At 50.1% G+C, this 12,072-nt stretch carries 13 protein-coding genes and 7 tRNA genes; all 20 read left to right on the forward strand.

From position 1 onward, the window contains the following. Nucleotides 1-65: 65 nt before the first annotated feature. The 20 genes from ABGT54_RS01265 (at nt 66) to ABGT54_RS01360 (ending at nt 12,071) form a co-directional block, all read left to right on the forward strand. Nucleotides 66-980 (forward strand): AraC family transcriptional regulator, encoded by a 915-nt coding sequence (locus ABGT54_RS01265; protein WP_346662483.1) that lies wholly within the window; start codon nt 66-68, stop codon nt 978-980. Between the two features lie 171 nt (nt 981-1,151). Further along, a complete protein-coding gene (thiS, locus tag ABGT54_RS01270) occupies nt 1,152-1,349 on the forward strand; it encodes a sulfur carrier protein ThiS (protein WP_346662484.1) in 198 nt (65 codons plus the stop codon). Between the two features lies 1 nt (nt 1,350). Beyond that, nucleotides 1,351-2,079: a sulfur carrier protein ThiS adenylyltransferase ThiF gene (gene thiF / locus ABGT54_RS01275; protein WP_346662485.1), complete on the forward strand. Its 729-nt coding sequence runs from the start codon at nt 1,351-1,353 to the stop codon at nt 2,077-2,079. Further along, nucleotides 2,076-2,852 carry a thiazole synthase gene (locus ABGT54_RS01280; protein ID WP_346662486.1) on the forward strand — a complete coding sequence of 259 codons (777 nt, stop codon included), beginning with the start codon at nt 2,076-2,078 and terminating at the stop codon, nt 2,850-2,852. The genes thiF and ABGT54_RS01280 overlap by 4 nt, the downstream gene beginning before the upstream one ends. Before the next feature lie 2 nt (nt 2,853-2,854). Beyond that, nucleotides 2,855-3,442, forward strand: coding sequence for a thiamine phosphate synthase (locus ABGT54_RS01285; protein WP_346662487.1), 588 nt, complete (start codon nt 2,855-2,857; stop codon nt 3,440-3,442). Nucleotides 3,443-3,763: 321 nt separating this feature from the next. Next, complete coding sequence (gene fba, locus ABGT54_RS01290) at nt 3,764-4,627, forward strand: class II fructose-1,6-bisphosphate aldolase (protein ID WP_346662488.1); 864 nt, start codon at nt 3,764-3,766, stop codon at nt 4,625-4,627. A gap of 106 nt (nt 4,628-4,733) precedes the next feature. After that, the gene (locus ABGT54_RS01295) at nt 4,734-6,845 is read left to right on the forward strand and encodes a glutamine synthetase III (protein WP_346662489.1); all 2,112 of its coding nucleotides are present in this window, start codon (nt 4,734-4,736) and stop codon (nt 6,843-6,845) included. Between the two features lie 12 nt (nt 6,846-6,857). Further along, on the forward strand, nt 6,858-7,337 hold the full coding sequence (locus ABGT54_RS01300; RefSeq protein WP_346662490.1) for a DUF1700 domain-containing protein: 480 nt from the start codon (nt 6,858-6,860) through the stop codon (nt 7,335-7,337). 290 nt (nt 7,338-7,627) lie between these two features. After that, nucleotides 7,628-7,801: a hypothetical protein gene (locus ABGT54_RS01305; RefSeq protein ID WP_346662491.1), complete on the forward strand. Its 174-nt coding sequence runs from the start codon at nt 7,628-7,630 to the stop codon at nt 7,799-7,801. A gap of 166 nt (nt 7,802-7,967) precedes the next feature. Then, nucleotides 7,968-9,134 (forward strand): class I SAM-dependent RNA methyltransferase, encoded by a 1,167-nt coding sequence (locus ABGT54_RS01310; protein WP_346662492.1) that lies wholly within the window; start codon nt 7,968-7,970, stop codon nt 9,132-9,134. 13 nt (nt 9,135-9,147) lie between these two features. Next, nucleotides 9,148-9,780, forward strand: coding sequence for an RdgB/HAM1 family non-canonical purine NTP pyrophosphatase (gene rdgB / locus ABGT54_RS01315; protein WP_346662493.1), 633 nt, complete (start codon nt 9,148-9,150; stop codon nt 9,778-9,780). A 70-nt stretch (nt 9,781-9,850) separates the two neighbouring features. Next, nucleotides 9,851-10,348, forward strand: coding sequence for a metallophosphoesterase (locus tag ABGT54_RS01320; protein WP_346662494.1), 498 nt, complete (start codon nt 9,851-9,853; stop codon nt 10,346-10,348). Between the two features lie 113 nt (nt 10,349-10,461). Continuing rightward, nucleotides 10,462-10,536 (forward strand) — tRNA-Pro (locus tag ABGT54_RS01325). Between the two features lie 12 nt (nt 10,537-10,548). After that, nucleotides 10,549-10,619, forward strand: a tRNA-Gly gene (locus ABGT54_RS01330). A 7-nt stretch (nt 10,620-10,626) separates the two neighbouring features. Further along, nucleotides 10,627-10,700: transfer RNA gene (locus tag ABGT54_RS01335), tRNA-Arg, on the forward strand. A 66-nt stretch (nt 10,701-10,766) separates the two neighbouring features. Continuing rightward, a tRNA-His gene (locus ABGT54_RS01340) sits at nt 10,767-10,840 on the forward strand. A gap of 19 nt (nt 10,841-10,859) precedes the next feature. Beyond that, nucleotides 10,860-10,931: transfer RNA gene (locus ABGT54_RS01345), tRNA-Gln, on the forward strand. Nucleotides 10,932-10,938: 7 nt separating this feature from the next. After that, a tRNA-Lys gene (locus ABGT54_RS01350) sits at nt 10,939-11,011 on the forward strand. A gap of 55 nt (nt 11,012-11,066) precedes the next feature. Then, nucleotides 11,067-11,146, forward strand: a tRNA-Leu gene (locus tag ABGT54_RS01355). Between the two features lie 202 nt (nt 11,147-11,348). Further along, complete coding sequence (locus tag ABGT54_RS01360; RefSeq protein ID WP_346662908.1) at nt 11,349-12,071, forward strand: ATP-binding cassette domain-containing protein; 723 nt, start codon at nt 11,349-11,351, stop codon at nt 12,069-12,071. Nucleotide 12,072: the final 1 nt, after the last annotated feature.

Below are 12,072 nucleotides of genomic sequence, written 5' to 3' on the forward strand. Positions count from 1 at the left end.
CTGCGGCAGATCAATAATATTATTTAGCCGGATAATAAGAATATTCCGTCAAAATGGAGGGAAACATGATTGAATTTGGAGATACCATCGTTGATGAGGCCGGATATGAAGATCTCGGGCATAAAATGGGAGAATTTCCCATAGGATGCTATTTTGATGACCTGGAGAAACGAACGATTCCCTGGCATTGGCATGAGGAGATGGAAAGCGGCGTTGTGGCAAAAGGAGAGATCCGTTTCCGCACGCCGAATCACAGCTTTCTTCTGACGAAAGGGGATGCTTTTTTTGTCAACAGCGGAATCCTTCATGAGATACAAAGGAGTGCGGAGGGCTCCTGTGAGGTGCAGATCCTTGCGTTTCATCCCAGGCTGATCGGAGAAGAAGAAAGTGTATACTGGAAAAAATATGTCCTGCCTTTTCTGGAACATCCGGAAATGGAGGGGAGCGGATTTAGCAGGACTCTCTGGAAAATGCCGGGAGATCTGATCGAAGAAGCATGGATGGGATGTGTAGAGGAAGAAGAAGGATATGAGATCCTGGTGCGGGAAAACCTGACCCGTCTGTTGCTGCTCCTTGGCAGAAGACCTGGAGAAGATTGCAGAGCCGGAGCGAAAGAAAGAGCCAGAAGAAACAATGAACGGATCAAGCAGATGCTGACCTTTATCCGGCAGCATTACGGAGAGCGGGTGACGGTGAAGGAGATCGCAGCCAGCGCATCTGTCAGTGAGAGCGAATGTCTGCGCTGTTTCCGAAATGTCCTGGATACGACGCCGGTCGCCTGTTTGAAGGAATGTCGTCTGCAGACCGCGGCAAAACTTTTGGCAGGCACATCCGTCAGGATTTCTGAGATTGCGTACCAGTGCGGATTTTCGGATATGAGTTATTTTGCCAGATCTTTTCGTGAGAAGTATCACTGCACGCCGTCTGCTTACCGGGATCGGGCCGGAAGCTCTGCCGTACCGGTGCAAGGGAAATATTGACATTTCCGGAAGCTGTGCTATAATGAGCAAAGATTCATATCGGAAACATAGAGTGGACAAAGGTTCATGAAGGGGTGCACCACCGCGGGTGTATTACTTTGTGAACCTTTTTTGTGGCAATTGTGGGACGAATACCATGTGAAGCAAAGGTTTCCGGGAAAGGAGAAACAGATGATCAGGGTAAACGGAGAAGAAAAAAAGCTGGACAAACCGACCGCGCTTTTGACTTATCTGGTACAGGAAGGGTATCAGACCGGGCGGATCGCGGTGGAATTAAATGGAACGATTATCCCGAAGAGAAATTATGAACAGATCATCCTTCATGCCGGAGACGTGCTGGAAGTGGTCAGTTTTGTAGGAGGAGGTTAGCATGGGGAGTCTGCATATGCAAGGAACAGCCGGAGAGGAAAGAAAAGGACAGCTTTCCAGAGAAGCGGTGGAAGAGGCGCTGACCCTAAGGCATGGCCGGACAGTGCAGGAGAAGCTGAAGGCCGGGAAGGTGGCGGTGGCCGGGCTGGGAGGCCTGGGATCGAATGTTGCCTTTTCTCTGGCCAGGATCGGAGTCGGATCTTTGCATCTGATTGATTTTGATCGGGTGGATGTGACCAATCTGAACCGGCAGCAGTACAGGATGTGCCATGTCGGCAGGTACAAGACGGAGGCGCTGAAAGAAGAACTTCTGGAGATCAACCCTTACCTGGAGATCCGGACAGATTGCGTACGGATGACAGAAGAAAATCTAGGGGAACTATTCCGGGAAGATGAGATCATCTGTGAGGCCTTTGATGATCCGGAATGTAAGGCCATTCTGGTCAACGGCGTCCTGGAGACTTTCCCGGAGAAGGTGGTTGTCAGCGCGTCCGGGATGGCCGGGTATGGAAGAAGCAATGAGATCCGTACCCGGAAGGTGACGGAACACTTTTATCTTTGCGGAGATGAAGTCAGTGATTCACAGGAAGAACCGGGGCTGATGGCGCCCCGTGTGGCCATCTGTGCCGGCCATGAGGCGAATCTGATCGCAGAGCTTTTAATCCGGAGGCGTGACAATGACGGTGGTCAGACAGATATAAAGGAAGAAATGAGGAGGAATCAGAAATGACAGACAGAGAAAAAGACACATTGATGATCGGAGGACATGAATTTACATCCCGTTTTATACTGGGATCCGGGAAATACTCGTTTGAGCTGATCAAAGCGGCTGTGGAAAATGCAGGGGCGCAGATCATCACTATGGCGCTTCGCAGGGCGAGTCAGTATGGAGATAATATTCTGGATTATATTCCAGAGGGAATCACGTTGCTTCCCAATACGTCCGGATCAAAAACGGCAGAGGAGGCCGTGCGGACTGCCAGGCTTTCCCGGGAAATCTGCGGCAGCGATTTTGTGAAAGTGGAGGTGATCCCGGATGCCAAGTATCTGCTTCCGGACAATTATGAGACGGTAAAGGCAACGGAGATCCTGGCAAAAGAAGGATTTGTCGTAATGCCTTATATGTATCCGGATCTGAATGCGGCTAAGGCTCTCCGGGATGCGGGGGCGGCCTGCATCATGCCTCTGGGAGCGCCGATCGGCTCAAACAAGGGCATTTGTACCAGGGATTTTATTCAGATTCTGATCGATGAGATCGATCTGCCGGTCATTGTGGACGCGGGGATCGGAAAGCCGTCCCAGGCCTGTGAAGCCATGGAGATGGGAGCTGCGGCTGTGATGGCAAATACTGCTATTGCCACAGCCGGGGACATTCCGGCAATGGCGGGCGCGTTTAAACAGGCCATTGAGGCAGGTCGCGCCGCTTACCGGGCAGGACTGGGCCGGGTTATCGAGTGTGGCGCAAGTGCGTCTTCTCCATTAACTGGTGTGAGTGGGAAATAAACATGTATGAAGAGATTGATTTTACCAGGATAATAGCGGTGTCTAACCGTCATGTAAGCCGTCTTCCTTATCTGGAACAGGTGGAGAGGATCTTAAGCTTTCATCCCAAAGCATTTCTTCTAAGAGAAAAGGATCTGGAAGAATCTCAATATCTGGATCTGGCAGAGAAGGTGCATAGACTTTGCAAGAAGTACCGGGTGGAGTTGATAGCGCATTATTACCCGGAAGCGGCGGAAAGGCTGGGAGTGGACGCGCTGCATCTGCCACTGTGGAAGCTGGAGGCTCTGGCAGGCGGCCGGGACCGGTTCGTGGCGGACAGGAAGATTGGCGTGTCTGTACACTCTCTGGAAGAAGCGGCTAAAGCTGTGGGGCTTGGCGCGTCTTATCTGACGGCGGGACATATCTTTGCTACGGACTGTAAAAAGGGACTGGCGCCCAGAGGATTACCGTTTCTAAAGGAAATCTGTGATTCCGTGGAGGTGCCAGTCTATGGCATCGGCGGGATCCGGCTTGAGCCGCCTGGGATTGCCGGGGTGATGGAGCAGGGCGCGGCGGGAGTCTGTATCATGTCGCAGATGATGCGGATGTAAACAGGTGGGTTCCCGGCGAGCCGGCCGGATGATTTTCTGTCGTCAAATAAGGGACGCCATCCTAAAAAGGATGGCGTCCCTTGTTTCATCATGGTGTGAGTGTAAAGTGTGGCATCCGGAGCACGGAGCTCCGGATGCAAACTTTATGAGGGGGGAGATAGTCGAATATTTTCAACTATCTGTGCTTTATTATAGATAGAAAATGTGACCAAACTATGTTCAAAGTCTAAAAAAAGTGAAAATTACTGATTTCCTTGTCATTTTTCTCTTTATGAGATATAATGATTAAAGCAAATTTTTAGGAATTGGAGGAAATTGAAAATGTTAGTATCAGCAAAAGACATGCTCGAAAAAGCAGTCGCAGGTCACTATGCGGTCGGACAGTTCAATATTAATAACCTGGAGTGGACCAAGTGTATCCTTCAGGCGGCAGAGGAGTGCAAATCTCCGGTAATCTTAGGTGTATCCGAGGGAGCCGGAAAGTACATGACAGGATTCAAGACTGTTGCGTCTATGGTGTCTGCAATGATCGAAGAGATGGGGATCACCGTTCCGGTAGCGCTTCATCTGGATCACGGAACTTATGACGGATGTATGAAATGTATTGAGGCAGGATTTTCTTCCATTATGTTTGACGGCTCCAAGTATCCGATCGAGGAAAATGTTGAGAAGACCAAAGAACTGATCGCAATCTGTCGGGAGAAGGGAATGTCCCTGGAGGCAGAGGTAGGAGCCATTGGCGGCGAAGAGGACGGCGTGATCGGACAGGGCGAATGTGCAGATCCGCAGGAATGTAAGATGATCGCTGACCTTGGCGTAGACATGCTGGCAGCAGGTATCGGAAATATTCACGGAAAATATCCTGCAAACTGGGCAGGTCTTAGCTTTGAGACTCTGGACGCGATCCAGCAGCTGACAGGGGATCTTCCGCTGGTTCTGCATGGCGGTACCGGTATCCCGGATGATATGATCAAAAAAGCGATCGATCTTGGCGTTGCAAAGATCAATGTAAATACAGAGTGCCAGCTGGTATTTGCAGAGGCTACCCGTAAGTACATCGAGGCGGGCAAGGATCTGGAAGGCAAAGGATATGACCCGCGTAAGCTTCTGAAGCCGGGCGCAGAGGCCATTATCGACAAGGTAAAGGAAAAAATGGAACTGTTTGGTTCTGTAGGAAAAGCCTAAGCAACAGGCAAAGCGATAAAAAGAATAAAGGCGTTCCAACCGGTAGTTGGAGTGCCTTTTTCTATATGGAATATGCAGGATAAGAGAAGAAAGGAAATGCGAGAATATGAGTGAAGCATTTAACGTGGCTGACATCTTTGGCGAGGACGTTTTCAATGATACAGTCATGCAGGAGCGACTGCCGAAAAAAGTTTACAAAGATCTGAAAAAGACCATTGAAGAGGGAAAGGAACTGGACCCGGCAACTGCCGACGTGATTGCCCATGAAATGAAGGAATGGGCGATTGAAAAGGGCGCGACCCATTATACGCACTGGTTCCAGCCCCTGACAGGAGTGACGGCAGAAAAGCACGACTCCTTTATTTCAGCGCCCATGCCAAGCGGCAAGGTTCTTATGAGTTTTTCCGGCAAGGAGCTGATCAAGGGAGAACCGGATGCGTCTTCTTTTCCGTCGGGCGGACTTCGGGCCACATTTGAGGCGAGAGGATATACGGCCTGGGACTGCACTTCTCCGGCCTTTGTCCGCAAAGATGCGGCTGGCGCGACACTATGTATTCCTACGGCATTTTGCTCTTATACAGGAGAAGCTCTGGATCAGAAGACGCCTCTTCTGCGGTCTATGGAGGCGATCAACATTCAGGCGCTCCGCCTGATCCGTCTCTTTGGCAATACGACTGCCAGGAAGGTAACGCCGTCTGTCGGCCCGGAGCAGGAATATTTCCTGGTAGACGCAAAGAAATTTCAACAGAGAAAAGACCTGATCTATACCGGCAGGACTTTGTTTGGCGCGATGCCGCCAAAAGGGCAGGAGCTGGACGACCATTATTTTGGGACGATCCGCCAGCGGATTGCCGGATTTATGCGTGATGTGAATATTGAACTGTGGAAGGTGGGCGTAAGCTCCAAGACACAGCATAACGAGGTGGCTCCGGCGCAGCATGAGCTGGCGCCGATCTATGCGCCTGCCAATGTGGCGGTGGATCACAATCATCTGGTGATGCAGACGTTAAAAAGAGTAGCAGGGCAGCACGGGATGAAGTGTCTGCTTCATGAGAAGCCCTTTGCAGGGGTCAATGGATCCGGTAAGCATGACAACTGGTCTCTGACCACAGATGACGGGAAAAATCTTCTGGATCCGGGTAAGACACCCCATGAAAATATTCAGTTTTTGCTGGTACTGACTTGTATATTAAAGGCGGTGGATGAGCATGCGGATCTGTTAAGAGAGTCTGCGGCTGACCCGGGCAATGACCATCGTCTGGGAGCGAACGAAGCGCCTCCGGCGATCATTTCTGTGTTCCTTGGCGATCAGCTGGAGGATGTGATCGATCAGCTGGTCAGCACGGGAGAAGCCACGCACAGTCTGAAGGGCGGGAAGCTGGAGACCGGCGTGCGTACGCTGCCGGAACTGGCAAAGGATGCGACAGACCGTAACCGCACGTCTCCATTTGCATTTACCGGAAATAAATTTGAATTTCGTATGGTGGGATCCAGAGATTCTGTGGCCGGCCCGAATGTGGTGCTGAACACCATTGTGGCGGAAGCGTTTGCAGAGGCCTGCGACGTGCTGGAGCAGGCGGATAATTTTGAGATGGCTGTTCATGACCTGATCAAAAAATATGCGACAGAGCATCAGCGGATTATTTTCAACGGAAACGGGTATTCTGAGGAGTGGGTAAAAGAGGCGGAAAGAAGAGGCCTGCCGAACATTTCCTCTATGGTGGAAGCTATCCCGGCCCTGACAACAGACAAATCCGTAGCAATGTTTGAAAAGTTCGGAGTGTTTACCAGGGCGGAACTGGAGTCCAGAGAAGAGATCAAATACGAGAATTATGCGAAAGCTATCAATATTGAAGCGCGTACGATGATCGATATGGCCAGCAAACAGTTCCTGCCGGCATTTATCAAGTATACGAAGACTCTGGCAGATACGGTAAATGCGGTAAGAGATGCCGGGGCGGATGCTTCTGTGCAGTCCGATATCTTAAATGAAGTGACGGTTCATTTAAGAGAGACCAGGGAGGCGCTGGAAAAACTCAAAGCAGTAACAGAGACGGCGGCTGCCATGCCGGAAGGTGGAGATCAGGCCAGATATTATCATTTCGATGTGGTTCCGGCCATGGAAGCTTTGCGCGCTCCGGTGGATACGATGGAAATGATCGTGGACAAAGAAGCGTGGCCGATGCCTTCCTACGGCGATCTGATGTTTGAGGTGTAAAGGAGAAGCTTCGTGACAAGAAGAGAATTTATAGAAAAGCTGAAGGCTGCGCTGGAGCAGGACTTAAGTCCGGGCGAGGTGCAGGAGCAGGCTGCGTTTTATAATGATTATATCCGGGACGAGGTGCAAAAAGGGAGAACGGAGGAAGCGGTAACCGCGGAACTCGGGGATCCCTGGGCGATCGCCCGCAATATCATCAGCGCCGCGGAGATCGCAGACGGAGAAACCGGGCGCGGGAGAGAGAGCGCGCGCCGGTTCCGCGAAGATGGCGGGAACAGCGCCGCAGGAGGCTTCCGGGAAAAAGGAGAAAGGCAGATCCATATCTCTGGCACGCCAGGCTGGTGGCAGATCCTGCTGGCTGTTTTGGGAGTGCTCGGGGTTATCGTACTGGTCGTGGCGGTGATCGGCGGGATCTTTTCCCTGCTTGCCCCTATTTTGCTGCCTCTTATTATAATTCTGATCGTATTTCGGATATTAGGAAGACGCCGGTGAAAACCGGCGCCTTTTTTGTAACAGAAAGAATCGCAGAAAGGTAAAAGACCGATGGGGGAGCCATCGGTCTTTTGAGGGGAGTATAAATAATTAATAAGGGGTTGTAGAAAGAACACTTTCTACATGACTTAGTATAATATAGCAGAAAACAAAAAGCAAGCAAAATATTAAAAAAATCTTAATGTTCAAAAGAAACACCAGAATGAAAGCCGATTTTGCATAAATCGATACATAGAATTCTGCCGGTTGGAAACAATAATCTCGAAATCAAAAAAGCAGGAGGAATCGATATGGCAAAGAATAATCAGTCGTCCAACAGTAATCAGAATGCAAATAATATGGGACAGAATGGCACCAACAGACAGACATCCGGAAAAAATTCCGCAAACAAAAATTCTTACGGAAAAAATAACACGTCCCGGAATTACACGTCCGGTGCATCCGATTACAGCGACAAATACTAGCGCAGCCAGCGAATGGGGACGTAGACCTTTGCAAAAGGTCTACGTCCCCATTTCCATTTTGCCCTGTCCCTAATCGCATTTTACCCTGTACCCGATTGACAAATTCCTGGGGAAGCAAGTAAGATGTAAGGTGAGATATGGAAATGTTTGGTTGAGGATAAAGGATATGAAAAAGCGTATGGAGTTGATTGCGCCCTGTCATTTTGGGCTGGAAGCTGTTTTGAAGCGTGAAATTCTGGATCTGGGATATGAGATCCTGGAGGTGGAGGACGGGAGAGTGACTTTTCTCGGGGATGAGGAAGCTATCTGCCGGGCGAATGTGTTTCTTAGGACTGCGGAGCGGATCCTGCTTAAGGTGGGGAGTTTTCAGGCAGTGTCTTTTGAAGAATTATTTGAGAAGACGCGTGCGCTTCCCTGGGAGGAGTACATCCCCAGAGACGGCCGGTTCTGGGTGGCCAAGGCTTCGTCTGTGAAGAGCAGGCTCTTTAGTCCGTCGGATATTCAGTCGATTATGAAGAAGGCCATGGTGAAAAGACTGCAGGACAGATATCATATCGAATGGTTCCCGGAGGACGGGGCGGAGTATCCGCTGCGCGTGTTTTTGATGAAGGACCAGGTGACGGTTGGAATAGATACATCTGGCACATCCCTGCATAAGAGAGGATACCGGGAGGTTTCCGGGAAGGCGCCGATCACAGAGACGCTGGCGGCGGCGCTTATCATGCTGACGCCGTGGCGGCAGGACCGTATCCTGGTAGATCCTTTTTGCGGAAGCGGTACATTTCCCATTGAGGCGGCGATGATGGCGGCAAACATTGCCCCTGGCATGAACCGTTCATTTACCGCGGAGAAATGGACCAACTTTCTGCCTAAGAAATTGTGGTATGAGGCGGTCAATGAGGCTGGAGATCTGATCCGTGATCCGGCTGAAACAGATATCCAGGGTTATGACGCAGACGAAGAGGTGATCCGCATCGCAAGGAGAAATGCCCGGGAAGCCGGGGTGGAGCATCTGATCCATTTCCAAAGGCGGGACGTCAGAGATCTGCATCATCCAAAAAAATATGGATTTATCATTACCAATCCGCCCTATGGGGAAAGGCTGGAAGACAAAAAAGATCTGCCCCGGCTCTACCGGGCGTTTGGCGAGGCGTTCCGGGGGCTTGACTCCTGGTCTGCATATATGATCACATCCTATGAAGACGCGGAAAAATATTTTGGCCGTAAGGCAGATAAGAATCGGAAAATATATAACGGCATGCTCAAAACATATTTTTATCAATTCCAGGGGCCAAAACCGCCCCGGAGAGCGAAAGCGTCAGGACAGGAATAAAAGGAAAGAAAGGATGGAAAAAATGGGGAAGATGGATAAAATTATTTTTGCAACAGGCAATGCACATAAGATGACAGAGATCCGCATGATTTTAAAGGATCTGGGGGTGGAAATCCTTTCACAGGCGGAAGCGGGGATCCATGCAGACGTGGTAGAGGATGGTTCGACCTTTGAAGAAAATGCGCTGATCAAGGCCACGCAGATCCAAAAGATCGCAGCTGCCGTGCCGGAATATCAAAATGCGGTGGTCCTGGCGGATGATTCCGGTCTGGAGATTGATTATCTGAATAAAGAGCCGGGCATTTATTCTGCCAGATATCTGGGAGAAAATACCTCTTATGATATCAAGAATCAGGCGCTTCTCGGCCGGCTGGAAGGCGTACCGGATGAGAAAAGGACCGCCCGTTTTGTATGCGCGATCGCAGCGGCGCTTCCGGACGGGACTACAGAAGTGGTAAGAGGAACCATGGAAGGGATCATCGGACATGAAATTGCCGGAGAGAATGGATTTGGCTACGACCCGATCTTCTATCTCCCGGCTCTGGGATGTACCAGCGCGCAGTTGGCTCCGGAAAAGAAAAATGAGCTGAGTCACCGCGGCGAGGGATTAAGGAAAATGCGGGAGATCCTGGGAAATCGACGATAGCAGAGGAGACAGCGAAGAAAGAAAAAAGCTGACAATGATAAAAGAGGCGTTGACATAAGGAGGATGACCCATGAAAGTTCTGATCGTCAGTGATACGCACAAATCCCATCGGAATCTGGAAAAGATCATGGAAAAGGAGCGCCCGTTTCAGATGCTGATACATCTGGGAGATGTGGAAGGAAGTGAGGACTATATAGAGGCTCTGGCCGGTTGTCCGGTTCATATTGTCCGGGGAAATAATGATTTCTTTTCTGATCTGCCGGCAGAGGAAGAGTTTTTTATCGAGGGCCAGCATGTTTTTATTACCCACGGCCATTACTACGGGGTTTCTATGGGCGAATCCAGGATCCGGGCGGAAGGAAGAGGCCGGGGGGCGGATCTGGTTATGTACGGGCACACACACAGGCCGTCTCTTTTGGTGGAAAAGGATCTGGTGACGTTAAATCCGGGGAGCGTGTCTTATCCCCGGCAGGAGGGAAGAAAGCCGAGCTATATTGTGATGAATACAGATGGCGATGGAGAGGCAGTTTTTCAGATATGTTATCTGGATGGATCCGGATTGTTATAGATGTTAAAATTTCCGGTTAAAATTTCCGCAGTTAAAAAATATGAAAAAGTTGTTGACAATCCGAAAAGCATCGGATATAATAATTTTTGCGTTGTGAGACGGTAAGGAGATGTCGGGGTGTGGCTCAGCTTGGCTAGAGCGCCTGGTTTGGGACCAGGAGGCCGCAGGTTCGAATCCTGTCACCCCGATACCGACAGCATGCGGGTGTAGTTCAATGGTAGAACACCAGCCTTCCAAGCTGGATACGTGGGTTCGATTCCCATCACCCGCTCTCTTATGAGTCTGTAGCTCAGCTGGATAGAGCAACGGCCTTCTAAGCCGTAGGTCGAGGGTTCGAATCCCCCCAGGCTCGTTAGAACCAAGACAATTAAATACAGGATACTTAGTTGGACGCTTGGTTCGATAAGTAATTAGCATGGTGGGTATGGTGCAGTTGGTTAGCGCGCCAGATTGTGGTTCTGGATATCATGGGTTCGAGTCCCATTACCCACCTTTTTCTATTTTCTTTTATTGGGCTATCGCCAAGCGGTAAGGCACAGGACTTTGACTCCTGCATTCGTTGGTTCGAATCCAACTAGCCCAGCTTTTACGGGCGTGTAGCTCAGGTGGTAGAGCACTTGACTTTTAATCAAGTTGTCCGGGGTTCGAATCCCCGCACGCTCACTTTGATATTCCGGCGGAAATCCTTTGAAAGATTTCCGCTCTTTTGATACGTTGGGCGGATGTGGCGGAACTGGCAGACGCGCTAGACTTAGGATCTAGTACTTCGGTGTGCAGGTTCGATTCCTGTCATCCGCATTAGGATCGTGATTTCTGATCTTGCATCGGGGGTTGCGGTTCTTTTTTTTACAGATTTTCACAGAAATATCAGGAGGGCCTGGTTGCGGAAGTGAAAGCATCGGAAAAGGCGGATTTGCTGTTCTTTGGCTTGAATATCCGCAAAAAAGAGGATATAATGTGCTTTGTGGAAAGAAGAGGCTTAAAAGGAGCGAAAAAGGAAATGCTGGAAGTAAGAAATCTGACATTTAATGTCCATGAAAATGGAGTGGAAAGAAGCATTGTTGAAAATATAAGTTTTCAGGTAAAGGATGGCGAGATGCTGGTGATCACCGGCCCAAACGGCGGCGGAAAATCTACGCTTGCCAAGGTGCTGATGGGGATTGAAAAAGCCGACGGCGGACAGATCCTTCTGGATGGAGAAGACATTACCGGTTATGATATCGATCACCGGGCAGGCGCAGGGATTGGCTTCGCGTTTCAGCAACCGCCAAGATTTAAGGGAATGACGGTAAATAAACTGCTTTCCCTGGCTGCGGGAAGAGACCTTTCGGAGCCGGAGTGCTGCAGGATGCTCAGCGCGGTAGGATTGTGCGCCAGAGAATATATCAGCCGGGAAGTAGATGCTACCTTGTCCGGTGGAGAGATGAAACGGCTGGAGATTGCCACTGTGCTTGCCAAACATCATAAATTGTGCATTTTCGACGAGCCGGAGGCGGGGATTGATCTGTGGAGTTTTTCCATGCTGATCCAGCAGTTTGAAAAGATCCACCAGAAAAAAGAAGAGAGTCTGATCCTGATCTCGCATCAGGAGAGGATCATTCAGATGGCGGATCGGATCATGGTGATCGAAGGTGGGAAGATCGCAGCAATCGGGCCAAAGGATGAGATCCTGCCCACTCTCCTGGACAAAGGGGAAAGCTGCGTATGTATGGACCGGGAATAGG

Origin of the sequence: uncultured Merdimonas sp., assembly GCF_963929015.1 — a bacterium.
Taxonomy (GTDB): Bacteria; Bacillota; Clostridia; order Lachnospirales; family Lachnospiraceae; genus Merdimonas.